This window comes from Streptomyces sp. NPDC089915 (assembly GCF_040684675.1).
Taxonomy (GTDB): domain Bacteria; phylum Actinomycetota; class Actinomycetes; order Streptomycetales; family Streptomycetaceae; genus Streptomyces.
This window is the reverse complement of sequence record NZ_JBFBGN010000003.1, coordinates 113,392-138,688: the sequence shown is the minus strand read 5'-3', so window position 1 is coordinate 138,688 and position 25,297 is coordinate 113,392. Positions and strand designations below refer to the sequence as shown.

Annotated in this window: 24 protein-coding genes; 8 read left to right on the top strand and 16 right to left on the bottom strand. The window is 72.2% G+C overall.

Annotation, left to right across the window (positions count from 1 at the left end; translation table 11 throughout):
• Positions 1 to 755, bottom strand: a 755-nt coding sequence (locus AB0O29_RS02305) for an FUSC family membrane protein (RefSeq protein ID WP_365144723.1), incomplete at its 3' end; no start/stop codon positions are given.
• Between the two features lie 164 nt (positions 756 to 919).
• Between AB0O29_RS02305 and tatA the strand changes: the two genes are divergently transcribed.
• Entirely contained in the window at positions 920 to 1,102 is a 183-nt protein-coding gene (tatA, locus tag AB0O29_RS02300; RefSeq protein ID WP_365144720.1) for a Sec-independent protein translocase subunit TatA, read from the top strand.
• Between the two features lie 2 nt (positions 1,103 to 1,104).
• Here the strand turns inward: tatA and AB0O29_RS02295 are convergent, their stop codons facing one another.
• On the bottom strand, positions 1,105 to 2,271 hold the full coding sequence (locus AB0O29_RS02295; protein ID WP_365144744.1) for a DUF2786 domain-containing protein: 1,167 nt from the start codon (positions 2,269 to 2,271) through the stop codon (positions 1,105 to 1,107).
• 233 nt (positions 2,272 to 2,504) lie between these two features.
• Between AB0O29_RS02295 and AB0O29_RS02290 the strand changes: the two genes are divergently transcribed.
• Positions 2,505 to 4,217, top strand: coding sequence for a bifunctional 3'-5' exonuclease/DNA polymerase (locus AB0O29_RS02290; protein ID WP_365144717.1), 1,713 nt, complete (start codon positions 2,505 to 2,507; stop codon positions 4,215 to 4,217).
• A gap of 49 nt (positions 4,218 to 4,266) precedes the next feature.
• On the opposite strand, the gene AB0O29_RS02285 is transcribed toward AB0O29_RS02290, so the two are convergent.
• From AB0O29_RS02285 to AB0O29_RS02220, 14 genes are all read right to left on the bottom strand, one after another.
• Positions 4,267 to 4,731: a GNAT family N-acetyltransferase gene (locus AB0O29_RS02285; RefSeq protein WP_365144715.1), complete on the bottom strand. Its 465-nt coding sequence runs from the start codon at positions 4,729 to 4,731 to the stop codon at positions 4,267 to 4,269.
• Between the two features lie 76 nt (positions 4,732 to 4,807).
• Positions 4,808 to 6,037 carry a serine hydrolase domain-containing protein gene (locus AB0O29_RS02280; protein ID WP_365144712.1) on the bottom strand — a complete coding sequence of 410 codons (1,230 nt, stop codon included), beginning with the start codon at positions 6,035 to 6,037 and terminating at the stop codon, positions 4,808 to 4,810.
• Positions 6,038 to 6,123: 86 nt separating this feature from the next.
• A complete protein-coding gene (locus tag AB0O29_RS02275) occupies positions 6,124 to 6,387 on the bottom strand; it encodes a hypothetical protein (protein WP_365144709.1) in 264 nt (87 codons plus the stop codon).
• A gap of 12 nt (positions 6,388 to 6,399) precedes the next feature.
• On the bottom strand, positions 6,400 to 7,752 hold the full coding sequence (locus AB0O29_RS02270; RefSeq protein WP_365144706.1) for a WhiB family transcriptional regulator: 1,353 nt from the start codon (positions 7,750 to 7,752) through the stop codon (positions 6,400 to 6,402).
• Positions 7,753 to 7,876: 124 nt separating this feature from the next.
• Entirely contained in the window at positions 7,877 to 8,494 is a 618-nt protein-coding gene (locus tag AB0O29_RS02265) for a hypothetical protein (RefSeq protein WP_365144703.1), read from the bottom strand.
• Positions 8,491 to 9,402 (bottom strand): hypothetical protein, encoded by a 912-nt coding sequence (locus tag AB0O29_RS02260; protein WP_365144700.1) that lies wholly within the window; start codon positions 9,400 to 9,402, stop codon positions 8,491 to 8,493. Before AB0O29_RS02260 ends, AB0O29_RS02265 begins: the two co-directional genes overlap by 4 nt.
• A 110-nt stretch (positions 9,403 to 9,512) precedes the next feature.
• Positions 9,513 to 10,130: a hypothetical protein gene (locus AB0O29_RS02255; RefSeq protein WP_365144697.1), complete on the bottom strand. Its 618-nt coding sequence runs from the start codon at positions 10,128 to 10,130 to the stop codon at positions 9,513 to 9,515.
• A 30-nt stretch (positions 10,131 to 10,160) separates the two neighbouring features.
• Entirely contained in the window at positions 10,161 to 10,784 is a 624-nt protein-coding gene (locus AB0O29_RS02250; RefSeq protein WP_365144694.1) for a hypothetical protein, read from the bottom strand.
• A 13-nt stretch (positions 10,785 to 10,797) separates the two neighbouring features.
• The gene (locus AB0O29_RS02245) at positions 10,798 to 13,179 is read right to left on the bottom strand and encodes a hypothetical protein (protein WP_365144691.1); all 2,382 of its coding nucleotides are present in this window, start codon (positions 13,177 to 13,179) and stop codon (positions 10,798 to 10,800) included.
• Between the two features lie 48 nt (positions 13,180 to 13,227).
• Positions 13,228 to 13,758, bottom strand: coding sequence for a hypothetical protein (locus tag AB0O29_RS02240; protein ID WP_365144688.1), 531 nt, complete (start codon positions 13,756 to 13,758; stop codon positions 13,228 to 13,230).
• 49 nt (positions 13,759 to 13,807) lie between these two features.
• Positions 13,808 to 16,822: an ATP-binding protein gene (locus AB0O29_RS02235; protein ID WP_365144685.1), complete on the bottom strand. Its 3,015-nt coding sequence runs from the start codon at positions 16,820 to 16,822 to the stop codon at positions 13,808 to 13,810.
• A 7-nt stretch (positions 16,823 to 16,829) separates the two neighbouring features.
• A complete protein-coding gene (locus AB0O29_RS02230; RefSeq protein ID WP_365144682.1) occupies positions 16,830 to 17,384 on the bottom strand; it encodes a hypothetical protein in 555 nt (184 codons plus the stop codon).
• 106 nt (positions 17,385 to 17,490) lie between these two features.
• On the bottom strand, positions 17,491 to 17,751 hold the full coding sequence (locus AB0O29_RS02225; protein ID WP_365144679.1) for a hypothetical protein: 261 nt from the start codon (positions 17,749 to 17,751) through the stop codon (positions 17,491 to 17,493).
• 86 nt (positions 17,752 to 17,837) lie between these two features.
• The gene (locus tag AB0O29_RS02220) at positions 17,838 to 19,487 is read right to left on the bottom strand and encodes a conjugal transfer protein (RefSeq protein WP_365144676.1); all 1,650 of its coding nucleotides are present in this window, start codon (positions 19,485 to 19,487) and stop codon (positions 17,838 to 17,840) included.
• Between the two features lie 273 nt (positions 19,488 to 19,760).
• On the opposite strand from AB0O29_RS02220, the gene AB0O29_RS02215 reads away from it, so the two are divergent.
• From AB0O29_RS02215 to AB0O29_RS02190, 6 genes are all read left to right on the top strand, one after another.
• Positions 19,761 to 20,216 carry a hypothetical protein gene (locus tag AB0O29_RS02215; RefSeq protein WP_365144673.1) on the top strand — a complete coding sequence of 152 codons (456 nt, stop codon included), beginning with the start codon at positions 19,761 to 19,763 and terminating at the stop codon, positions 20,214 to 20,216.
• Positions 20,217 to 20,255: 39 nt separating this feature from the next.
• The gene (locus tag AB0O29_RS02210) at positions 20,256 to 20,891 is read left to right on the top strand and encodes a hypothetical protein (RefSeq protein WP_365144670.1); all 636 of its coding nucleotides are present in this window, start codon (positions 20,256 to 20,258) and stop codon (positions 20,889 to 20,891) included.
• Positions 20,888 to 21,916 carry a hypothetical protein gene (locus AB0O29_RS02205; RefSeq protein ID WP_365144668.1) on the top strand — a complete coding sequence of 343 codons (1,029 nt, stop codon included), beginning with the start codon at positions 20,888 to 20,890 and terminating at the stop codon, positions 21,914 to 21,916. The genes AB0O29_RS02210 and AB0O29_RS02205 overlap by 4 nt, the downstream gene beginning before the upstream one ends.
• Entirely contained in the window at positions 21,913 to 22,302 is a 390-nt protein-coding gene (locus tag AB0O29_RS02200; RefSeq protein WP_365144665.1) for a DUF4913 domain-containing protein, read from the top strand. Before AB0O29_RS02205 ends, AB0O29_RS02200 begins: the two co-directional genes overlap by 4 nt.
• Positions 22,303 to 22,492: 190 nt before the next feature.
• A complete protein-coding gene (locus AB0O29_RS02195) occupies positions 22,493 to 23,170 on the top strand; it encodes a hypothetical protein (RefSeq protein WP_365144662.1) in 678 nt (225 codons plus the stop codon).
• 10 nt (positions 23,171 to 23,180) lie between these two features.
• A complete protein-coding gene (locus AB0O29_RS02190; protein WP_365144660.1) occupies positions 23,181 to 25,232 on the top strand; it encodes a peptidoglycan DD-metalloendopeptidase family protein in 2,052 nt (683 codons plus the stop codon).
• Positions 25,233 to 25,297 lie beyond the last annotated feature (65 nt).

The window sequence follows — 25,297 nt, the reverse complement described above, 5'->3', positions numbered from 1 at the left end:
GGCGCCCCGACGGCCGGGTCGGCGAGCGAGGCCAGCACGGGCCGGATCCGCTCGGCGAGCCCCCGCGCCCCGTGCAGCTCGGCGGGGCGCCGCCGGGCCTGGCGGGCGGTCACGGCGGCGGCGGCGCGCGCCCGCATCAGGGGCGCCGGGTCGAAGGCGCTGACGGGGTCGTACCGCAGCCGGCGGGCGTAGTCGGCCTCGGCGGCGAGGGCGTCGGCCAGGGCGTCGCGCTGGGCGCCCCAGCGGCGGACGGGGAAGAGCACGATCAGCAGGGCCTGGACCACCCCGCCGGCGGCGATCATCGCGGCGTGCCCGGCGGCCTGCGGGACGGAGGTCGGCAGGGTGACGGTGACCAGCATGACCGCGACGTTGCCGGAGGCGATCATCCCGGCGGTCGGCCCGGCCGCCCACAGCAGCCCCGCGCCGAAGGCCCACAGGGCCAGCATCGGCAGGAAGAGCCCGAGGTCAGCGGAGCCCACCAGGTACCCGAGGAAGGTGGAGACGGCCAGGGTCAGCCCGGAGGCGAGGGCGAGCACGGGCCTCGGGCGCCAGCTCTGCTGGAAGGTGGCGACGGCGGCCATGAAGGCCCCGAACGCGGAACTCGCGGCCGCGCCCGGCCCCAGGAAGGCCAGCCCGGCCCCGATCACCACCGCCAGCCCGGCGGCGGCCCGCAGCGCCACGAGCGGCTCCAGCCGGCGCCGCTCGAAGGTCATGGCCACGCGCGCGGTGTCCTTCAGCGCGCGGAGCCAGCCCATGGCGCCGAGCCTAGCCCTCCGGCGGGCCCCGAGGCCTTCGGGCGGGCCCCGAGGGTTTTCAGGATTTCTTCAGATTTGTACGGGACCCTTGCCGCGCTGTTCGATGACCCCGAATCATCGGTGCGTCCCCTGTCCTCCGCCCCTCACCCGAATGTAGGTATCCCATGCTCCGCAACGGCCTGGAGCCCTGGCACCTGATCATCGTCCTGGTGGTCTGCCTGATGCTGTTCGGTTCGAAGAAGCTGCCCGACATGGCCCGCTCGCTCGGCAAGTCGGCCCGCATCCTGAAGTCGGAGGCCCGCGCGATGCGCTCCGAGAACACCACCCAGGACGCCGCCCAGGGCTAGGCCTAGGGCAGCGAGGGGCGCCTGCCGCCCATGTGGGCCGCGTCGGCGGCGGCGGTCCCGTCCTCCCACCCCGCGTGGTCGGTGGCCCCGCGCAGCCGCGTCGTGGTGGTGCGCGGGAACATCTCCTCGGCGCGGGAGGTGACCGCCACGTCCCGGGCCACCAGGGCGGGCAGGTGGTCGGGCGCCTCGGTGGCCGTGTGCTCGGCGGTCTCGGCGAGCCGCCGGCCGAGCCGGCTGGCGTACGCGAGCAGGAACGACTGACGGAAAGTCTTCGTCCGCTTGCGCCCGCCGGCCCGCTGGGCGGCCTCGGCGCGCGTCATGGCGGCCGTCCCCTGCACCAGCAGCGAGGTGTACAGCAGCTCCACCGCCTCCAGGTCGCTCTCGAACCCGACCACGGTCGAGAACTCGAAGGCGCCGTTCCACACCGCCCGGCAGCGGTTGGCGGTGGCCACCGCGTCCAGCAGGACCGCCTTGGCCTCCTCGTACGGGGGCTCCACCCCGATCCGGCAGGCCCCCGGCAGCCGCGCCGGGCCGCCGCCGCGCGCGGCGAGCAGCGCCTCGTCCACGGTGTGCCGGGCCATCAGCTCCTGGGCCTTGGCGCTGAGCGCCTCCGCCTCCTCCGGGTAGGTGGTCGCCTCGGCCTTCGCCAGCAGCGCCCGGATCCGTCCGAGCATCCGGGGCTCGATGTGCGCGTGCTCCAGGGCGTCGGCCGCCGGGTCGCCGGGGACCGGCCCGACCGGCTCGATCGACGGCAGCCGGACCAGCAGCCGGTACAGCTCCAGGACGGCGGTGGCCAGGGTGAACCGGTCGGCCCGCTCGCGCCGCGCGAACTCCCGCGCGTACGCCTCGTCCCCGGACCACCACACCTCGCCGGCGCCCCAGCCCTCGGGCAGCCGCGCGTACCGCCGCGCCTCGGCGGCGCACACGTCCCCGGCGAGCCTCAGGTGGACCTCGCCGAGGTCCCGCCGCACCAGCCGCAGCACGTCCGCCGGCCGCCACCCCCGCTCCCAGGCCCGCCGCGCGTACCCCTCACCGCGCCGCAGCAGCTCCTGCCCGACCCCGCCCCACGCCCCCGCGTCGGCGGCCAGCACGGAGGCCCCGACGTCGAGCCCGGCATCGTCCTGGGCGTACAAGGCGGCGGCGAAGGCCCGGTCGACGAGCTCAGCGATCTCACTCACCCCTCCAGGGTGTCACGCCCCGCTCACCCGTCCGGCCGTGCCGCCCGCCCCAGCCCACGCGGCCCCCGACCCGGCCCACACGGGCCACATCCCCGCCCACGCCGGCCATTTCCAGCCCCGCCGGCGATTGAGGCGCGGGGTCCGGGGCAGAGCCCCAGGATCCTCCAGCCCCGCCGGCGATTGAGGCGACCCCCCTGTCAGCCCCCGGTGGGACACTCGCACTCGTGAGCGACCACCCCACCCCCTGGGCCCTGACCGAGGCCCCCGACGGCCGATGGCACGCCACCCCGGTCCCCCCGCCCCCCACGGGCCCCCTCACCTTCGCCACCCCCGCGGAGGCGATCCGCGCCGCACCCCCCGCCACCCGCTGGATCTGGCGCTCCACCCAGGCCGTCTACCCCCGCCTGCTCGCCGCCGGCGTCCGCGTGGACCGCTGCTACGACGTCGAGGACGCCGAGCTGCTCCTCCTCGGCCACGAGGGCCGCTCCGGCGAACCCCGCTCCGCGGCCGCCGCCTGGGCCCGCCTCAACGACGCCCCCGTCCCCCCGGACCCCCCGCAGCGCACCGCCCACGCCGCGGCCCCCCGCGCCCAGGACTCCCTCTTCGAGGCCGCCGGCCTCCAGGACCCGCACGACCGCCCGGCCACCCCGCTCCCCCTCGACGCCCTCCTCGCCGTCCACGCCGACCAGGCCCGCCGGCACGCCGCCACCACCCACCCCGACCGGCTCCGCCTGCTGACCGCCGCCGAGTCGGCCGCGTTCCTCATCGCCGCCGAAATGCACCACACCGGCCTGCCCTGGCGGGCCGACGTGCACCGCGCCCTGCTCACCGAGCTGCTCGGCGAGCGCTACGCCGGCCGCGGCGAGCCCCGCCGCCTGGCGCAGCTGGCGGACGAGGTCTCGGCCGCGTTCGGCCGCCGGGTCCGCCCGGAGCTGCCCGCCGATGTGATCAAGGCCTTCGCCGGGGCCGGGATCAGGCTCCGCTCGACCCGTCGCTGGGAGCTCCAGGAGGTCGACCACCCCGCCGTCGCCCCGCTCCTCGCGTACAAGAAGCTGTACCGGATCTACACGGCCCACGGCTGGACCTGGCTCGCGGACTGGGTCCGCGACGGCCGCTTCCGCCCCGAGTTCGTCCCCGCCGGCACCCTCACCGGCCGCTGGGTCACCCACGGCGGCGGGGCCCTGCAGATCCCCAAGGTGATCCGCCGGGCGGTCGTCGCCGACCCGGGCTGGCGGCTCGTCGTCGCCGACGCCGACCAGATGGAGCCGCGCGTCCTCGCCGCGATCTCCCGCGATCCGGCCTTCATGGAGGTGGCCGGCCGCCCGGAGGACCTGTACACGGCCGTCTCCCGCCAGTCCTTCTCCGGCGACCGGGAGCAGGCCAAGATCGCCGTGCTGGGCGCCGTCTACGGTCAGACCTCCGGCGACGGCCTGAAGAACCTCGCCGCCCTGCGCCGCCGCTTCCCGCAGGCCGTGGCCTACGTGGACGACGCCGCCCGGGCCGGGGAGGAGGGCCGTCTGGTGCGCACCTGGCTGGGCCGCACCTGCCCGCCCCCGGCCGGCGCCGCCGAGGACGGCGAGGCGGGCATCCCGCAGGACCGCGAGGACGAGACCCCCGGCTGGACCCCCTCCTACGCCTCCACCGACACCCGGGCCCGGGGCCGCTTCACCCGCAACTTCGTCGTCCAGGGCAGCGCCGCCGACTGGGCCCTGCTGGTGCTCGCGGCGCTGCGCCAGGCCACTGCCGGGATGCGGGCGGAGCTGGTCTTCTTCCAGCACGACGAGGTGATCGTGCACTGCCCGGCCGAGGAGGCGGAGGCCGTCGCGGCGGCCGTCCGGGAGGCGGGCGACCGCGCGGGCCGGATCGCCTTCGGCGACACCCCGGTCCGCTTCCCGTTCACGACGGCGGTCGTGGAGTGCTACGCGGACGCGAAGTAGCCGGCTCCCGGGGATGTTTCACGTGAAACACCCCCGGGGCGGAGGCTGTTCAGCCGAGCTCGCGGAAGTAGATGTGGTAGCCCTCGCGCACGAACCCCTCCGACTCGTAGAGGCCCTGCGCGAGGTGGTTCTCGTAGCCGGTCTCCAGCTGCACCCCGCCCATACCGGCCTCCTTCGCCCGGCGCAGCACCTCGCGCAGCAGGGCCCGGCCGACGCCGTGGCTGCGGCCGGAGGGGGCCACGAAGAGGTCCCCGAGGATCCACACGGGCCGCATCGACAGGGAGGAGAAGGTCGGGTAGACCTGCGCGAAGCCGACCGTGCCCGCATCCGGGGCATCGGCGAGCAGGACGGTCGACTCCTCCTTGGCGATCCGCTCCGCGAGGAACGCCCGGGGCCGTCCGGCGTCCTCGACGGTCACCTCGTAGAAGTCGAGGTACCCCCGGAACAGTTCGGCGGCCACATCGAGGTCCGCCTCTCCGGCGACCCGTACCAGAACCCCACCCTGCTCAGCCATGCCGACGCTCCTTGATCCACTCGGACGTAGCTGCCCATTGTGCGCGCGACCGGAGCCCCCCCACCAGGGGCTTTCCTCAATGGCCGGTGACCGGCTGGGCGGGCAGCTCGAAGACGTGCCGCGGGGTGACGATCCGCGTGATCGCCTCGCCGAAGGCCGTGCTGGGCTCGAACCCCTTGTACGAGATGTCGCTGTTGAGCAGGACCACCAGCGTGGCCTTGGCCTCCGGCAGGTGGACGGCCAGCGCCTCGTAGCCGGGCAGCGAGCCGTTGTGCCCGATCCACCCGGCGACGTCGAAGAGGCCGAGCCCGTACCCGGCGTCCGGCACCGCCTCGGTCGTCCTCAGCCGCTGGGCCTGGGTGGCGGGCTTCAGGAGGGTGCCGGTGGCCAGGGTCGCGGCCCAGCTGCGCAGGTCGGTCAGGTCGGAGACCATCGCCCCGGCGGCCCAGCCCCAGGAGGGGTCCCAGCCGGCGGCGTCCCGGACCCTCCCGTCCGCCGTCTGGTCGGTGTACCCCCGCGCGTGGGGACCGGGGAACTCCGCGCCGGCGGGGAAGAACGTGTGCCGCAGCCCGGCCGGTTCGACCACCTGCTCGGTGATGTACCGGTCGAGCGGCTGCCCGCTCACCTTCTCCACCACCAGCCCCAGCAGGATCAGGTTGGTGTTGCAGTAGGCGAACCTGGCACCCGGCTCGAACAGCACGGGGTGCCTGAAGGAGTACGAGAGCAGCTCCTTCGGGGTGAAGGGCCTGCGCGGGTCGGACGTGAGGGCCTTGAAGAACCCCTCGTCCTCGGAGTAGTTGTAGAGCCCGCTCCGCATCCCGGCGAGCTGGCGCAGGGTGATCCGGTCCCCGTTCGGCACGCCGCTCACGTACTTCCCGACGGGGTCGTCCAGCCCGGCCCTGCCCGCGTCGACCAGCCTCAGCAGCGCGGTGACGGTGAAGGTCTTGGTCACGCTCCCGATCCGCATGTTCAGGTCGGTCCGCATCGGCGCGCCGGTCGCCCTGTCCGCGACCCCGAAGGCCCGCACGTACTCGCCCTTGCCGGGCGCCGAGAGCGAGACGATCACCCCGGGGACCCCGGTCTCCCCGAGCACCTTCCGCACGGCCTCGTCCAGCCGCGCCGCCACGGCGGGCGTGAGCTGCGGGAACCCGTCGGAGGACGGGGTGGCCGCCGGCGCCGGTGCCGGTACGGCGGGCGGCGCCGCCGTTTCCCCCGCGCGCCCCGCCCCGAACCCCAGGGGAACCACCGCCAGCCCCACGGCGGCCGCCCCCGCCGCCGCGCCGCGCCACCGCCACCGCGCCCTCATCACCCCGGTCTCCCGCCACCCGCCCTACGCCCGGGGAGGCCCGGGCCGCGACGCGCGGCCCGGGCCTCCCCTCACCTCATCTCACCTCACTGCCCCGGACCCGGCTCCGGCTCGGGCAGCTGCTCGGCCCTGCCGTCGGGGTGGATCAGGAGGCGCACCGCACCGCCGTAGCGGTCGTCGGTGACGACCGCCTGGGTCGGGGCGCCGAGCTGCTGGGCGCGCTGCTGGAGGATGCCGATGACGACGTCCTGGATGTTCCCGAACGGCGGGGCCGTCACGGGGACACCGTCGATGAGGCCCGCGTGGTGGGAGAAGACGCGGACCTCCGCGGCCGGAGAGTTGGGCTGCACGGCGACTGCCTTTCAGGAGTTCGGGGCGGCTTCGCCGCCGGACCGCGGACCGGCGGTGTAGGTGCCGCGCGAGACCCGCAGCAGCCGGCCCGACTTGACCATGGCGGACAGCGCGTTGCTGACCGACTTCCCCGCGTCCGGGTAGGCGCCCGGGGGCAGCGCCCGCACCACGTCGCGTCCGGTGAAGTGCCCGGGGAAGGAGGCGACGGCCGCCTCCACGGCCCGGCGCAGGCTGGTGGCGCCCGCGGTGGCGGCGTAGGCCCTGGGGTGGGCGTCGCGCGGGAGTTCGTGGCCGCCGCCGTGCTCCTGGGCGCGGGGGGCGAGCGGCTCGTACCGCTCCAGCTGGGCCGCGAGCTCGCGCACCGCCTCCCGTACGGCCGCCAGCTCCCGGGCGTACGGGACGGCGGCCCCATCGCCATCGGGGACGAGGAGCCCGGTGATGGACTCGACCCGGTGCAGGGAGTCGGCCAGGCGGCGCAGCAGGGGTTCGAAGATGTCCTGGCGCAGGGCGGCGACGGGGTCGCAGGTGGCGAGCTCGATGCTCACGGACCCGGTCAGCTCGTCCCCGTCGCCGAGCGCGTACGGGCTCTCGTCGTCGGCGGCCTCGCGCCAGGACTCCAGGCTCAGCCGGGTCCGGCTGACGGCGGCGAGGAGCTCGGGCGCCGGGGCGGCGGACGGGGTCAGCGCGAGCATGCCGGCGAGCTGCTCGGCGACCTTGAGTATGAGCAGCGTGGCGCGCGCCAGCGGACCGAGCACGGTCTTCTGTATGGCCAGTGCGGGGTCACCGAGCGAGTAGGTGATCCGTTCTCCCGACAGGGCCGGAGCGCCCATCTTCGTTACCTCGTCTGTGTCGGCGCGCTGTCGGCGGCTGTCGGGGAAGAGCGGCGCCGGATCCTGCCGCGGGGCGGGCACCGGCCCCCGTCCGGAACCGAAGGACCGGCGCGTCCGGTGCTCCTGGAGGGCGCTGAAGGCATCGAGCACCGCGGCGGCCTCGACCGCCTCCCCGCGCCCGCCGACGGCGGAGGCGGAGGCGGTCAGCCGTCCCCGGCCGTCGCCGATGTGCAGGAACCGGCGGATCCAGCGCCGGTCCTGCTCGGTGGTGGCGGCGGCGTAACCGCCCGGATCGGACCGGACGACGGAGTCCTGGAGGCATTCGGCCCACAGGGGGCAGGAGAAACAGAGCTGCCGGGCGGCATGGGTGAGGGCCTGGCTCCTGCGCGTCCGGAACGGCAGTTCCGGCGCACCCGCGGGCGGGTGTTCCAGGAGCGGCTCCGCGAAGATATCGGGCCGCCGCTGGCAGGGCAGAAGCGTCGTGGTGGCCGGCAGCATGGATGCCGGCCGGGTTCTCAGTGCTGTCTTCGCCATGGAAGAAGTCCCCCGATGTTTTCTGTAACCAACGGGGACTCTAGAACAGGCGAATTGGCAGCGGCAAAGCCGTCCCATGCGTTGTGCACGGTTTATTACACAGGGGAACTGACGCGCCACCACTTCACCGCGCATCCGTGTCAGCGGCTGACATGAACCTGCGGAGTCCTCGACTCCGCACGCTCCGTTCGCGCTTGCTCACACCGGGAACGGTCCCACTGCGCACGGCCAGCACCCCGACGACGCAGAGGAATCCAAGGGGAACACCGAATGCCGGGGCGAGCATTCCCACCCCGGAGGCGCCGATCAGCAGCACATCGGCCAGCACGACCGTGACCCCGCGGCGGCCGCGCGGCCGCTTGAGCATCCAGGCCCCCAGCAGCGCCATCCCGCCGAGCGCCCAGTACCCGAACACGGCCTGCCCGCTGAGCAGCCCGCCGGCCGAGCCGCGCGCGATGTCGCCCGCGGCGGCCAGGTAGCCGGTCATCCCGGCCGTCACGACGGTGGAGCCCAGCGCGAGCAGCAGCTGCCCGCGCCGGCGCAGCAGCCAGAGCACACCGCCGAGCGCGAGCACCGCGCAGACCGTGATGAACTCCGCCATCCCGGCGGAGGCCAGCACGAACAGCGTGTACCCGCCGGCCAGCCCGAGCACGAGCCGCGGCAGCATCCGCACGGCCCAGGCGTCGTCCCGCTCCTGACGGAGCAGCCGGCGGACGGATTCGAGGGTGGGACGAGGGATCATGCGGGACCGTCCATACCTGTCGCGGGGGTTTTGGGGGCGAGGGCCACGGCCCCCGCGGCAGCGGCGCCGAGAACCGGCTCCCGGCCCACGGGCCGGGCAACGGTGTCCGGCTGCCGGAAGCCCATCTGCCACAGCGGGTTGGGCACCCGCTTCGGCGAGGCCTGCCGCTCGGGCGCCTCGACGGCCGGCGCGTGCGCCTGGGCCGGGGCGACGCTCTCCATGATGGCGTCGATCTTCGCCTTGCGGGCCTCGGGGGTGTCGGCGGCGAAGGCGTGGGGGTCGATGTGGCGCGGGAGGTCCTTGTCGTCGAACTGCGCGACGGCACGGACGGCGTTGGTGCCGGCCTCGGCCCGGGTGACCTCGGGCCAGGACTGAGGAGCCTCGTACACGAAGTTGATGTTGTGCAGGCCGACGTTCGGATTGGCGCAGAGCGCGCCGAGTTCGCTCTGCTGCAGGACGGCCCGGGTGTTGCCGACGTCCGCGAAGACGACCACCCGGCCTTCGGCGAGGCTGCCGTAGGTTTCGGAGATCTTGTTCCAGATCTGCTTGGCGTAGCCCTCGTGAAAGCCCGCTTCCTCACCACCGAGGAGCTCGGTGACCTCGTCTTCCCAGAGGAACATCTCGTCGAGTTCCTGACCGCCGGGGGACGTCTCCAGAGTCCGCGCGGTGCCGGGATGAGTCTCGTTCTGCTGGGCGGCCCACTCCTCCGCGATGAAGCGCTGGGACAGGAACGGAACCCCCCGGTCGTTCTTCGGCGCCTCCGGGTGCTCGATGCCGTACGACCAGAAGGCACTGATCGGCTTCGTCCCCTCGGGCGGCGTGAGCTTCGCCGTGTCCTTGGCGAGGGCGTCGATGTAGGCCTTCGGTGTCATCTTCGCGGCCGTGGCCGCGGCTTTGATGCGCTCCACCACGGCTTCCGGGTCTTTCTTGGCCTCCTGGGCGGCTTCCTCCCGGGCCTTCGCCCGAGCCAGAGCGCCCGCCAGTATGCCTTCCGGTATCGGTTCCGGACTCACCGTCGTCAGACCTCCAGCGGACGGGGATAGACCCGGAGGCTCATGTTCACCACTCCGGCGTCCGACCCGTCGGCGGTACCCATGGCGGGTGTGATGCCGAGACTGGCGAGGGCACCGCCGGGTCCCGCCATCTCCCAGTAGGCGATGCGATAAGGACGCTTGTGCTTCAGCCGCGTCTCCGGCTTCGGGACCGAGTAGGGAGGGAGCTCCTCGGGAAACGAGGCGGAATCCCAGCCGCCGTCCCAGGCCGGTGCGCCGAGCACCGAGGTCACGGCGTCCCGGTACAACGGCCAGACCCGATCCGCCTCGGCCAGCACACGCGGGTTTCCCTCCGGAGCCGTCGCCGACTCCCCCCACACCCAGTGCCGCAGGCTCTGCACGGGCGCCCAGCTGCCACCCGCCGCGTTCAGGGTCATCTTCCCCCCGGTCCGCGTGACCACGTTCAGCACGTACTCGAACTGCGTGGGCGTCCACCCGAACTGCGCGCACCACTCGTCCAGCCCCTGGCTCGGCAGCGGCGGGCCGTTCCAGACCGTCTCCCAGTGGACGTCCGCCAGCCCCCGCAGCTCGGTGACGAGCTCCTGCGGGGTGCGGTCCACCGGCGGTTCGAAGGGCGTGCCCATGTCGTGCTCTCTTTCTCGCGTCTCGTTACGTCACAGCAGCCAGCCGGGGCCGCCCATCGGCTTCGGGTCGGGCGGTCCGTGGAAGGTGAGAGTGATCGTCCCACCCGCCGCGTAGCCCGCGTCCCGGCACTCCAGCGCGAGCACGATCACCGGGGCGAGCGGATGCGGGTACCTCCACTGCGCGAGCCGGTACGGAGCCCTCAGCTCCCGCCGCTCACCGGCGTCGCCCCACCGGCCGGGCACGGGCGGTTCCGGGAAGTCCGGGCTGTCCCAGGCGCCCTCCCAGCCCGGCGCGCCCAGGGCTGCCGTCATCCGGGCGAGGTGGGCGGCGTAGCGGCCGAGGCCGGCGGCCAGGACGGCCTCCCCGTCGGAGGCCGCACCGGCGGCGGCCTTCCAGACGTCGTACGAGGCCCGCGTGACGGGCCGGCCGGGGCCGGGCGAGGCGGCCAGGTGCAGCCGGCCGCCCTGCGGCGTCCGCACCCACAGCCCCGACTGGGACCACAGCGGCCGCCACCCGAACCCCGCGCACCACTCCTCCCGCCCGGCCCCGCCGTCCGGCACCCCGGGCCACACGGCACGCCAGTCCACCCGCAGGAGCCCGGCCAGCTCGACGGCGAGCTCCTGCGGCGGGTGGTCGGCGATCACGCTTGCCACGACTCAGCCCCTCCTACTCCGGCTCCGACACCCGTCGGCCACCGTGACCCTCACCGTCACCCTCCCGCGGCGCACGGGCCGGAGTCTGCGGCTGCGGCCGCGACTGCGGCTGGCTCGGCTGTGCCGAGGCGCGCCGCGGATCGGGCACCGACGGCAACGACTGCGCCCGCGTGGGCACCACCTCGGGCGCTCTGGTCCGACCACTGGCGGGGCGGGGGGCCTCCTGCGCGGGAGCGGACGCGGCGGGGGCCGGTGCCGGGGCCGGAGGGGGAGGACCGGGCGGGGGCGGCGTGGACGAGGTCGAAGGGCTGCCGAGGCTGACCCGGCCGCTCTCGCGCCGCTCCGACTCGGACGACGGCTGGCCCGCCTGGGTCGCCTTCATCTGTTCGTAGTTGTGCTGCTGCATCTCCGCGGACTGGGCAGCGCTCCGGCGCTGGTCGCGCTTGGCGTTGCGGGGGGCGATCCAGCCGCCCTTCATCAGGCGTTCCCTGTTCCCGCGCTTGTCCATACCCCGTATCGCGGCGGCACCGGTCTTGCGCATGGCCGTGCCGACCGGCTTGGCCACACCAGCAGCCGTCTTCCCGGCGACACGGCCCGTCGTCTTCGCGACTCCGGCCGCGGCACCGGGGGCGTACTGCCCCAGTTTGCCGCCCACGGTGTTCGCCATGTCCCCGACGCCCAGGGCGTCCTGCGCCCCTGCGATCTGCGGGCTGTAGGCGCCCGAGAGCAGCTTCTTCAGCATCATCACGACCGCGACGGTGACCAGCAGCAGCATCAGCAGCTGCATACCGATGGAGATCTTGGCAGGCAGGATCATCTGGTAGAGGACCAGGAGCACGGTCAGGATGATGCCGAAGCCGGCGCGGAGCACGAAGCTGTGGATGAACGTCTGGAGCCAGCCCTTGAGCAGTTTCTGCTGGGACGGGTGGATGCCCAGCGTGGCGATCAGCGGCAGCATGATGATCATGATCAGGGTCACGGCGTGCCACAGCAGAGTGAGCGCACTGAGCACGATCACCATGACGCCGACGATCAGCGCCGCGAAAACCGAGTAGACGGCGAGCCCGACCCGGGCCCCGGAATTCTTCCCGGCCCATTCGTCGAAGGACACGGGGTAGATCCTCTGGTCCTTGAAGTCACTGGGATACCCCTTGCCCGGACCGCCCGCCATGTCCTGACGGATGGGCATCCACTCCTTCGTCTCCTTGTCGCCGCTGCTGACCCTCTTCTCCTCGCCGTCCGCCCCGGGGAAGGCATCCTTGTTGGTCGTCGACTGCGACACCGCCTGCTTGACCCGGACGTCCTCGCAGCGTGCGCCCTTTCCGAAGCTGCACGTGGTGCCGGCACTCGCCGGCACGCAGGCGCCGCCGTCGATCCGGGCGCCGCCGCTCTTCTTGAAGATGCAGTTCGTACCGTGCTCACCGAACTGGCCGAGCGCCCAGGGGCGGAACACGAGGGTGTCGTACATCGAGCAGCTGGAAATGCGCAGGCCCCGGTTGTAGTCCCCCTCCAAGTCGCAGGGAGACTGCGACTTGCCCGAGGCCCCCGAGAGCACCGCCTCGGAGAACAGCGAGTTCGCCTGGGCGATACCCGCATCCGCCTGGTTGATCATGTTGACGTAATTACCACCGGTCAGGAGCGCTACGACGGCGACCGTCGTCAGCGATGCCCAGCCCACTCCCGACCAGGCCTCGCGCATCTCGCCCTTGCGCCACTTGGCGAACACCCAGAAGCCCGTGAGCATGATCATGACTGGGACCGCAGGGATGAAGACGTGGTCCTTGATGGTGCCCACGACATTGTCGCGACCCGTGTAGAGGCCGCTGAGCGGACTTGGGTTGGACGCGAGCTCCTTGATGGAGATCGCCGTACGGGCCAGGTACTTGGTCCCCATGAAAACCATGTTGGCCACGCCGTTGTTAATCATGTCCATGATCGAACAGTGGTCTGCACCGCTGCCCACGGTGCCGTTCTCGTCCGAGGCGTTGCCCGAACCCCTGAAGGTCATGGACCAGTTCATGCCGCGCATGGCGTTGAGTTCGTAGAAGGTGTAGCGCTCGGGGGCCTCCGGCATCCTGACCGCGCCGGTGACCATCCCCGTCGTGTCATTCAGGTTCTTGGCACGCTTCGCCTCGTTCTCCCACTGGTTGACTGCGGGTATGAGGAACTCACCGCTGGCTCCCGGGTTGTCCCGGCTGTAGCTGTCATTGCCGGTGAAGCTGCACGCGAAGTCCTCGGCACGCGCCGTGCCGGGGACCGCGAGCGACAGGGCGATCAACGCGAGGACGAGGAAGACACCGGCGCGCACGGCACGGCCGACACCCCCCGCCCGGTCGCGGAGCGACGGCGTACCGGCGGCGGTTCCGCGTGGTTTGGCGCTACGGCGCACGAGCATCGGCTTCCTTCGGGATTTCCGCGGCAGAGGGACGTGAGGAGTCGACGGCTACGAAGGGACGTAATCGGTCAGGACGCACCCCTCGGCCAGCCCGGGGTGCTTCTTGAAGCCGCCCGGGATCTCGAACTTGCCCCCACACGTCAGGAGGAGCAGCTTGGCGTTCATCAGCTTCTTGACGGTTTCGTCGCCTGCGGGCACGACCGCGAAGTCCTTGCCGACCAGCGCCTGGTAGTTCTTGCCGTTCTGCGAAGCCTTGAGGTTCGCCGCCTGGAACTTCGCCATGTCGGAGATCGACAGCAGCGTGACGACCTGGTGTGCGCCGTCGTCACAGACCTCGCGATCCTTGATCGACCACTCGGGGTCCTTGGCCTCGTCCGTCAGGATGCCTTCGGTGCCTTCGGCAGCGGCCTTCCTCGGGTGGGCACACTGGGCGTGCTGGTTGACGAACTTCTCGACGGCGGCGATGTCACCGGCGGAAGGAAGGCCGAGGTCGTCGCCCTTCGCGTCGCTGCCGCAGCCTGTCAGCGTCGCCAGTGCCACGGCGGCGGTCACGGCGGTGAGCGTCTTGGTCAGTCGCACGGATTCTCCTGGGATACGGGGGTGAGGAACTGGTAGGGCGAGGGCGCCGCTACCGCGAGGCGGCCGCCTCGGCCTCGGCCGGCCGGTCCTCGCGGGCGGCCTCCTGCATGAAGGTCCAGTCCCACACGCTGAGCGGCGGGTCGACGGCCTGCCGGCCCGGGCGGGTGGTGCCGTTGGTGTCCGTGGCGGCGAGGATCTCCTGGAAGACCAGGTCCACCGCGACCGTCCCGACCCGCTTGTCCACGTCCCGCTGGAGGCAGACACCCGTCCGCAGCTCCTGGAGGGAGTTGGACACCTTGGTGTCGCTCTCGGGCCGGCCGAGGAGCGGGGCCACCAGCGAGGCCTCCTGGGCCGACTTCTGCTTGAAGGCGAAGACCGTGTGGATCTGGTTGGCGCCACCGCTGCGGGCCTCGGAGTCCTCGATCTGCACGAGGTCGATGGCCTGCTGCGTGATCAGCACGATCACCGCCAGGTACGAACGGCCCTGCTTGAGCGCGCGCCGCATCAGGTCGCGGCCGCTCTCGGTCGCGGTGACCACGTACGCCTCGTCGACGAACAGCGCCTTGGGCCGCAGGCCGACCTCGCCCGTCACCGGGTTCTTCTCGTAGCCGACGTCGAGCATCTGGCTGCCCAGCTCCACGACCGCCATGAGCGCGGTCGCGGCGAGCCGCTCGGCCGGGTTCCAGCTGCGCGGGTCGGAGGAGGCGGGGGTCTGGAAACCGCGCAGGGTGATGACCGTGCGGCGCTTGCGCATCGCGGACAGGGTCTGCGGGTTCTCCGCGAAGGCCAGTCGCGCGTACGGCAGGGTGCGCAGCTCGGTGAGCAGCATCTGGGCGAGCTTGAGGTCCTTCACGGTCTCGCGGTCGCCCGAGGCCACCGCCTCGTCGTAGACCCGGACGACCTCGTCGACGACCTGCCACAGCGTCGGACGGGGTACCTGGCGTTCGGCGTCGCGCGCGCTCAGCCCCTGCTCGGTGGCCTGCCGGATCGCGGAGTTGTACCAGCCGACGACGGTGGCCATGGCCTCGATGACGGGCAGGCGCACCCGCTGGTAGTCCTCGTCGCCGAGGAAGCCGCGCAGCATCGTTTCTGCGAGCAGTCGCCCGGAGGGGACGTCGCGGGCGACCACCCACGGGTCGAGGACCCCGGCCTGGCCCTTGAGGAGGTCGACGACCTCCGTCTCGGCCCAGAACTCCGGGTTGACCGGCTGGAATCGGCTCTGCGGGGTCCCGAGCAGGCCCGCCTCGGCGTCGAGGGGGAACTCGGGGTCGTTCACCTGCGAGCCGAAGGCCAGGTAGTAGCAGAGCTGCGCGAAGTCGGTCTTGGGGTCGATGACCAGGCAGCGCACGCCCGACTCCGACTCCTCGTAGAACTTCTGCAGGGCCAGCGAGGACTTGCCGCCGCCGGAGGCGCCGACGATGGCCACGCCACCGCCGTCGTTGCGGGCCGGCCCCACGTGCAGGGAGTAGTGGACCGGGGTCTTGCCCGCCCAGCCGACCAGGTTCCCGACCCAGCCGAGCTGCTTGCCCGACCGGCGCTCGGGGTTGTCGCCCAGCTCGGTGCCGGCCGTGGGCAGCCCGGCGCCGAGCTGCTCGACCTCCTGGAGCCGCAGGTACGGCGCGACGGGCAGCTTGGGCGCGTCACCCGGCAGCTGCGACTGCAGCAGGCGCCACTGCTGGCGGCTCGGGCGCAGCAGGGTGACCTTCAGGTCCTGCTTGAACTGCATCTCCAGGATGCGGCGGCGGCGCTCCAGTTCGGCGAGGTCGGGGGCCGAGATGGTGAAGCGTATCTGCGCCTCCATGCCCGGCATCTTGTGCTCCTCCACGTCGTCGAGGAGGTTCTGGGCACGGGTGACCTGGGCGGCGAGCTGGGTGCCGGGGGCACGGCCGGAGTTGGCCATGTCGTTCATCTCGTCGACGAGGTTGCCGCTGATCTTCTTCGCCCGGTCCTGGAACTTCAGGTACGGGATGAGCGTGAACCGCATGTCGATCTCGACCGGGAAGTCGACGTGCTGGGCCGCGTAGCGGGCCCACGCGGTCGACTGCCGGAAGCGGGTCTCAATGGGCCAGCTCGCCGCGACGAGGGTCGTCGTGTAGCTGGTGTGCCGCTCGCCGGTCATCTCGTCGTACTGGTGCAGCACGATGTGCGTCTTGCGGTTCTCACCGGAGAAGTCGACGACCAGGTCGAACTGGTCGGGGCCCCAGGCGCGGCTGCCGAGCACCGGCTCGGCCGGGATCGGCAGGTCGCCGTGGAGCGGCTTGCGGATCAGCCAGACCAGTTCCTGGCGGCTCAGGGGGGTGCCGCCGAGTCCTTCGAGGCTCTCGTGGACCTCGCGGGCGACCTGCGTCCACTGGGCCAGCAGCTCCGGCGACAGGTACTCGTCGTGCACGCCCGTGGCACCGGCGGCCGCCGCGTCGGCGGCACCGCGCACCGAGCGGGTGACGCCCGACTCCTCGACCGGGTCGTCTCCGCCGGGGAGCACTCCGCTGTCGCCACCGGACTTCCGCTTCATCGAGCCCAGCTTGACCAGCAGGATGTTGCGCTCGCGCTGCGCGCCGATGCGCTCCTGGTAGTCGGCCTTGCGGAAGTTGTACGCCTTGTAGTTCTCCGTCGGGTCCCAGGCCACGGCGTTGAGCTGATCGGCCCAGTCCTGGGCCGTGATCGGCCGGTACACCTTGCGGTAGTGGCACTCGACGTTGCGGTCGCCGCGGGCGAGGTTGAGCAGCGCGCGGGCCGGGGCCTCGGCCATGGCCTGGAGCTCGACGGCGTTGAGGTACTCGTCGATGGCCGTGGGCAGGGCGATGCCCGTCCAGACGGAGTCGCCGTGGACGAAGATCATGTCGTCGGCGTACCGGTAGGGCAGCCGCATCTCCTCGCGGCGCTTGGCCTGGGCGGCCTGGCCGCGGGAGGAGGACGACGAGGAGGACGAGGAGCCGCCCGACTTCCCCGAACCGCCGGAGCCGCCCTTCTTGGCACCGGTGTTCTTCTTGGAGGACATGGACGCGAGGAGCATGGCGATCAGGAAGAAGGCGACCGCCCCGCCAAAAATGATCAGCATGAACATGGAGGAGTCATCCTGCGGTCTCGGAGTGTGCGGTCTCGGCGGGTGCGTTCGGTGGGGCCGGGGTCGGGGAGGCGGCGGAGGCCGCGAACGAGGAGCCGTGCAGGGCCGCCGTCGCGAGCGCCGCGTCGTACCGCTTGTGCCAGCGCCGTGCCTGCGGCTGCCAGAGGATGACCTGCCAGTGCAGCTCCTCCGGCTCGCGGTCCGCGCCCAGGCCCTGCAGCCGCTTGGGCTGGGCCCAGTAGTCGGCCCACACCACCACCTGCTGGCTCAGGGTGAGGGCGGACGGCAGCGGCCGGCCCCAGACGAAGTAGACGCCGACCGGCGGCCCCAGGTACAGGACCGAGGTGATGAGCGACAGGCCCAGGAAGGGCAGGAAGGCCGACAGCGTCAGCAGCAGCACGAGCCACAGCACGCCGAACCCGAAGGCGGCGCCCAGGGCGGGCAGGAGCAGACCGGGAAGCGGGATGTTGCCCCAGTTCCAGATGCGCTTGGGCCGGTTCAGCAGGTCCGTGTGGTCGTAGGCGACCATGGGCGCCGGTGCGTCCGGCGTTTCCTGCGTCATCAGTCGGTCCCCCTCTCTGGCGTGGTCGCGGGCCGCGCGTCGCGGTCGCGGGCGGCACGTCTACGGTCGCGGGCCGCGTTCCGTTCCTCGCGGCCCGTCCCCGGGATCAGCCCTTGCCGCCGATCTGCTCGCCGAGGCTGATGAGCATGCCGGCGAGACCGGCGGCGCCGCCGATGATGAAGGCGGCGAGCGCGATCATTCCGAAGCCCTGGAAGGCCTCGCGCATGCCGTCGCCGCGCTTCATCGACAGCAGCATCCGGATGCCGAGGATGAGCAGGGCGCAGGAGGCGACCGTGAGGCCCAGGCCGGCCAGGATGCTCTGGATCGACTTGAACATGCCGTCGAGGGTCGTCGCTGCCAGGATCATGAGGTGTCTGTCCTTCGTTGTGAGGGGCGTACGGATGGGTGGCGCGTCGTGCGGTGCGGCTGTGGGCCGCCCTGCCCGATGACGCGTCAGTGGGACTTGGAGGCTTCCGGCTTGGGCGACGGGGACGGGGACGCCCCGGGTGAGGCCTGGCCGGACGGGGCGGGCGAACCGGACGGGGCGGGCGCGCCGCTCGCCCCTGCGGCCGGAGCGGCGCTCGGCGAGGCCGTGGCCGTGCCCGGCGTGTCCGCCCGGCCGCCCGTCGGGTCCATGACCCCGCCGCGGATGTCCTTGATGAACCAGCCCTGCGCCGTGTTCACCACGGTCACCCGGTACGAGCGCTTCAGCGTCACTTCCGCCTTCGCGTCATCGGCCCCTCCACCGCCCCAGACGACGGTCACCCGTGCCGGGACCGCCTGGCCCTGGCCGTACGTGACCTTCTTGCCCGTCTCGGTGCCCTCGGGCGCCAGCGCCTGGACCTCCTGGACGACGGGTGCGGTCAGCGCGCCGGCCAGGCCCGAGACCGCCGCGGGGGTGGCGTCGGGGGTGGTGAAGCGGGTGAGCGCGGTGGTGTCGGACGCGGCCCACGCCTTGAAGTAGCCCGCGAAGACCTGGTCCCTGAGCTGGTTGGAGAGTTCCTGGTCGACGACCTCGCCGCCCTTCTCCAGCGTGGGAGCGGTGTCGCGGATCGGCAGCGGCATCTCGCCGACGTTGCCGACGACCCGCAGGCCCGAGGCTCCGGCGAGGTCCTTGACGTACACCGGTACGGAGAGGGTGGTGGTGCGGCCGCCCGTGTAGGTGACCTGGATGTTGAGGTACCGGCCGTTCTTCCCGTACTCGGGGAGCTCCTCGACGGTCCCGTCCCAGTTCGCCTGCTTGACCTGCTGCTTGCCCTTCCCGTTCCAGCCGCAGTCCCGGTCGACGCCGGACGAGATGTAGTGGGAGAGGGACTCGCGGCGCTTGTCGGCGTTCTCCGGCGCGTACGTCATACAGAGGGACGCGTACTCCTCCGCGAAGACCGCCGCCGACTGGACCGGGAAGTCCGTGAGGCGGTAGCGGGTCAGGTCCTGGCCGTCCAGGGCAGCGGGCTTCACGGTGACCGACGACCTGCCGATGACCAGGCCCGTGACACCGCAGGACCCCAGCGCGAAGACGCATGCGGTGATCAGGAGCGTGGCGCGCAGGGCGACGTGCGTGCTCTTGCCGTTGGAGGGCAGCCGGCCGCCCGGGCGCGGCACCTCGAACCGGGCGTCCGGCCCCTTGGCGCCGCTTCCTGCGGGGCCGGTGGCCGCGGCGGACGGGTCTGCGGCGGGAGCGGACGGATCCGCGGCGGCAGCGGGTGCGGCCGCCGCGGCCGGTGTCCCCGCAGCGGAGGCCTTCCCGCCCCGCTTGCTGCTCTCGCGCGCGGCCTTCTTGCTCTCGTACTCGGCCTTGCGGGCCGCCTTCTTGCGTTCGTACTCGGCCTTGCGCTCGGCCTTGGCCTGCTCCCGCTTGTCCTTCTTCGACTCGGGGGCGGGCCCGTCGGCGCGCGGCGGAAGGCTCGGCACCGCGGCCTGGCCGGGCGGGACGTTGGACTGCGGGGCCACGCGCACCCACGCGGCGGCCACCTGGCTGCGGGCCGCCTCGGCGGAGAGCTGGGGCACGGCCGGGGACTCGTACGGACCCGGTGCCTGCTGCGCGGGGTGCCCGTCGGGCCGGCCCTCGCCGACCGCGTCCGCAGAACTGCTGTGGTCCGTCATCGGCTCGGCTCTCTCCCCGCATGTGTTCCCCGTCCGCCGGTCGGGCGTGCGGCGGGCCCTGGTGAGATCAGGTGCGGTCGGCAGTGTGGCAAATCGAGCTGACATTCCCCTCCCGGATTTCCTCGCGGGAAGACGTGAGGAAAAAATAAGGAATCCCTGTGAGGAAAACCCGGGAGCCGTCCGGGCCCCCATTCGCCAGCGGCTCCGTCACAATGCCGGGTTGTGCCCGGGTTGCGGGTGCGGAGCCGTCCCCGACCTCCCGAAGGACGAGAGTTGAGCGATCAGAAGGTTCACCCGTGGCAGGACGCTGGCACCGCCCTCGAAGCCCCCGAGCCGCCGCTGGTGGAGGCCGAGCACGCCTGGATCGCCGGCTACGAACCGGGAAACCCCTGGCAGTCGAAGCTCTGCCTGCGCACCCCGCACGGCACGGTCGCGTACCCCCTGACCCCGCACACCATGCCGGACCTGCTGGAGGGCCTAGTGGTGGTCGCGCAGGAGCAGCAGGGGGTGACGGGGGCCGACCTTTACGACCCCGAAGCCGAGGAAACCGACACCGATGCGGAACCTGACGGCCCGGCATCGCCCACCGACATCCACAACGGCCGCGCGGCGCGCCTGACCGGCTGGGCCGCGGTCCACGAGCTGTGGGAGCGCGAGGACCCGAAGGTCCGCCTCGCCATGGGCGCGATCGTGGTCGTCGTGTTCCTGTTGGGGATCTTGCTTTCCTGACGGGATACGTTCAGCTCACCACGGACGAAGGAGCCAAGCATGCTGACGGAGACGACCGGCCGGACGCCTCAGGACCTCGCCGCCGAACTGGCGGGGATGCAGGCTGTCGACGACTGGCCCTCGGTCTGGTCCGGTCCGCCCCAGGGCGGTTCGGGGATGTTCAACGAGTGGTGCGGACGGTACGGCTGGGATCCGCAGACGCTCGACCGGCAGTTGATCGTCCGGACGCGCAGTGGGGGGCGGTGGACGTTCTACGACCGCATCGGCGGCGAGTGGAGCCCGCTGGTGAGCCTGACGCACTACCCGTGGCAGGTGAGGGCCGGCTCCGCGGCCGAGAACGGTGAGGTCCTCGCAACCGCCGCCGCTGTCTGGCCGGCGCACCTGGAGGCAGCCGTGGACGTACTCGGCGCGCCGACGTGGACCGGCCCCTGGGACGCCGCGGACTTCCCGGAACCGCCCCACCCGTCGTACTGGCACGGCCGTGAGGCACGTATGCGGTCCCGCCGCCCCTATCAGTTCGCGTACTGGGCGCCGGGCGGAGACGTCCCGGGACAGCCGTTCGTCGTGCTGAGCCAGTCCGTGGCCTTCCCGACCTGGACCGCCGACATGGCCGGCGCATCGGCGATCACCCTTGACGTGTACGCACCTGAAGAGTTCCAGGGCTCCGGCCGATGACGGACGCGAGGCACCCCACCCCTGACGAGCTCGCACGCGCCATCGCGCTCGAGGCCGCCTACGAGGCGTCGAAGCCCCGGACCCCGGACCGGGTGGAGGAGGTCACGTCCCGCATATGGGGGGACTGGGCCGCCGCCTACCCGGAGGCGGAGGGGCGACCGTCCCTGCTGTCGTTCATCAGGGAGGTCGCCAACACCCAGGCGGTCACCATCGAGGACCGCGGCGAGACCCGCGCCTTCTGGTCCTGGAGGTCCCAGCCGGAGGGCGCCCCGCAGGACGTGGGACACCGGTTCGTCGCGCAGGCGTGCGGCGAGAGCCGCGGCTACCAGGTGCTCGAGGACACCGAAGCGGGCCGGACCCTGGACTCCTACCACTTGTGGCAGCCCGAAGTGCAGAAGGCGCTGGCGCAGGACCTCGGTCTGCCCGAGAAGGAGTTGCAGGACCTGGCTCCGGAGGTCTGGCGGGCGGCGTCGTTCCGCTACGCCCAGGAGTCCCAGGGGCCCGTCGTGGCCTTCGCCGCCGATCTCGGCGCCGGTTCCGTCCTCGGTGAGATCGAGATGCCGCAGCTTCTCGACCACCCGAACGTCGGGAAGGAAGGGGTCAGGTTCCCCCTCCCGCTCCCCCGCCACGAACATCTGCCCGCTGAGATCGACGAGCTGATGGCGGACGAGGCCGTGCGGTGCCAGGTGCGGATGGAGGACTACGACGCGAAGGACACGACCCCCGCGCAGTTCGCCGCCAGACTCGCCGCCATAGACGCCCCCGAGCGGCAGCGGACCGCGCTCGAAGCGGCGGTCGGAACCCTGTCGGCGGCCCAGGGCTACGAGGAGCTGACCGCGCTCCCGGCGGAGCGGGAACAGCCCGAGCCCCCGAAGCCCGCGCTGGGCCACTCCTTCATCCACGGGGCCACCATTCCCCGCACCATGACGGTCCCGCCCCGGCCCGCTCCCGCCCTGGCCAGCACGCACGGCGTGATCAACCCGGTGGTCGAGGCCGCACCGAAGCCGCAGGGGATCGAACAGTGACCGGCCGCGAAGAGGTACCCGCCCCCGGTGAGGAGGTCGAGCTCTACTTCTCCGACGTGTTCGCCTTCGTCAGCGAGTTCCTCGCCCCGACCGTCCGCCGCCGCCTCAACGGCTCCTCCGCCACCTGGTGCCCCCGCTGGTGGGAGCACCCCGAGGCCGGCGCGCGCCTCTCCGCGCTCTGGCTGGCCTGGGAACAGCTGCGCCTGGAGCCCACGCTCGGCCTGTCGACGTGGTGGCTGCACCACGCCGACCCGCACCTGCGGGTGCTGATGGACACGGACCTCGGCCCGTTCGCGGCCTGCTCCCCCAAGACGGGCGGCCACACCGCGTACCCCTTCGACCCGCTCCCGCTGGAGGAGTACGACCCCGAGGCGCAGCCCTTGTAAGGAACCGGTGAGGACGCACGAGACGTTCCTCACCGTTTCCCCACAAGCCTCAACCACCCCACGTCCGCTTCGCTTTCCTCAGGACGCCCCTTCGCTTTCATCTGTTTTCCCGATGAGGAAAACCCGGGCTCCCCCGGCTCTCCCGCCACCTACGGTGGCTCGGCGACCTGACTGAGGGAGGGCCCGGACGGTGGATTCACCTGCCGAGAACAAGCAAAGTGCGGTACTGGCGCTGGTGCTGCTGGGTGTCCTGCTGATCGGCACCGTGGTCGTCTTCACCGTCTTCGACGGCGAGGACGACGCCAAGTCCGGGGCCCCGCGCACCCCGACGGCCACGCGGGGCGGTGCGTCAGCGGGCGCGGGCGGCGCCGCCGGCGCCCCTGCCTTGCCCTCGGGAGCCGCCGACTCCGTGCCACCCATCGTCAAGCCGGAAGATCTGGCTGCGGCGCACCGCGCGATGGTCACGTACATGTCGGGTCTGAGCACCTACAAGCACACGGATACGGCCGCCGCCTGGGCGCCCCCACTGCTGGACCACACCGTGCGCAATGAGGAGATGAAGCAGCTGACCGTGCTGCCGACCGGCAAGACGTGGGCGGAATGCCAGCAGGCCAAGTGCTCTTCCACCGGGAAGGCGGTCGTGCGCCGGGACGCGCAGATCGCCGACGACCTCGCACGCGGCAGCGGCCAGACCATCTCCAGCGTGGTGGAAGTGACCGCGACCCGCTCGAAGGAAGGCCGCAATACCGAGACCGAGACCAACACCTGGCTCGTGAGCGCGCGCAGGAGCGGTGCCGAGTGGCAGGTGGCGGGCTTCGACATCTACGGCCTGGGCAACGTAGGTGCGCCCGAGCCCCAGGGAGGGTGAGGCACCCGTGGTGGCTCCTGCCGTACTGGCGGCCGCGTCCAAGGCCGCCAAAGTGGCGAAGGCCGCCAAGGGCGCGGCTCAACTCGCCTCGGGTCAGGGCGGTGGAGGTGGCGGCAAGAAGAAGAGCAACCTCAAGTGGGTGCTGCTCATCGCCGCGGGCGGGATGCCGATGTTCGGCATCGGTATTGTCCTCATCGTCCTGCTCATCGCGCTGGTAGGCGGCATCGGCGGCGGCGCAGCCCAAGCCGCCTGCGGCGACTACGGCCAGAACGCGGGCGCCGGCAACACCAGTGACAAGGCGGCCACGAACCCGATCATGCCCGCCGGCAAGATGTACATGCCGAGCGACACCGCCCGCGACGAGATACCCCCGAAGATGATCCTCGCCTCGATGCGCGCCGCCGCCCGCTACGAGGGCCTCGACTGGACGATCATCGCCGGGCAGATGTACCAGGAGACGAGGTACGGCCAGGACAAGTCCGCGGCCCCCGGCGGCGACAACGGCCTCGGCTACAAGGGTCTGCTGCAGTTCGGCGACTGGGCCTGGGGCCAGTACGGCGAGGACGGCAACGGCGACGGCCAGAAGGACCGCTACGGCATCGACGACCTGGCCTTCGCCGCCGCCAACTACATGCACGCCCTGAAGGCGGAGACCAACGCCTGGGACGCGCTGCTCGGCTACTCCGGCTCGACCAAGACCAACACCGTCTACCCCCGCGTGGTCCTCACCCAGGCCGCCCGCTACCGCGGCACCCTCACCGGCGACAAGGACCTCATCAACCGCTGGTACGCGCACCTGAAGACCACCGTCGAGAAGAATCCTTCCTTCCCGGTCCTGGGCCAGAGCTCGGACATCCCCGAGCCCGTCGGCAACGACGCCCAGCCGAGCGAGGCCCTGAGCATCCGATCCAAGGGCCCCCGCAGCTGGTCCACCCCGCCCCTCGGCGGAAGCGGAGGCGGCGGACAGGGCGGCACGACCACGGCCATGGCGCCGATGGGCTTCTCCCGCCCCCTCACGGCCCCGTTCCGCCCGGACGACCCGCCCGCGACGACCGGCGGCAAGGACTGGCAGTGGCCGCTGAAGACGGGCACCTACACGATCGGCACCAAGTACCACCAGGAAGGCCCGCACTGGAGCCTCGGCTACCACACCGGCCTCGACCTGGTGGCCTCCACCGGCACCCCGATCTACGCCCCGGCCGACGGCAAGGTCGTGAAGGTCGGCAGCGGAGGCGCGTACGGCAACGAGACCCGCATCGAGCACGCGAACGGCGTCATCACCCTGTACGCCCACCAGAGCAGCGTCGCCGTGAAGCTGGGCGACACCGTCAAGCGCGGCGACCAGATCGGCCTGGTCGGTGCCACGGGCAACGTGACCGGCCCCCACCTCCACTGGGAGGTGCTGATGCCGGGCGTCGACGACCCCTTCCGCAGCGGCCAGGACAACGGTCCCGGCGAGATCGACCCGGAGGCCTGGCTCGCCGGGAAGATCACGGCCAGCCCCGACTATGGCGGCGTGCCCGGCGGCAACGGCACCGGCAACGGCAAGGACGCGGACTACCGCGACTGCGCCAAGAACGGCAAGGGCACGGCCGTCCCGCCGGACGGCGCCGGCTCCACCGGCCCCCTCCCCGACGTCGACGACACGATCGTCCGCTCGGCGCTCGGCTGGGCCCAGCGCGGCATCGGCAAGCCCTACGTCTGGGGGGCCACCCGCCTCCAGGGCGACAACCCCACGTCCTTCGACTGCTCCAGCTTCACGCAGTGGATGTACTACCAAGCCAGCGGCGGCAAGATCAACATCGGGTCCACCACCTACGACCAGCAGCCCAACCTCTCGAAGTACAAGGTCGAGCTGAGCCAGTCCAAGCCCGGCGACGTGATCTTCTTCCACCCCAGCGCGGCGGGTTCGGAACACGTCGGCATCGTCTGGGACCCGGCGAAGCACACGATCCTGCACGCCCCGAGGCCGGGCAAGAACGTCGAGTTCAGCAACTGGGAGTGGCAGGGGCAGATCACGGGCGTCTACCGGGTGCCGACGGGGGCCGGGCACTTCCCCTAGGCCGTCGCACCAGCCCGCCCCGGAACCACACCGCAAGAACGAGATGCCGACGTCCACCCCGGGCC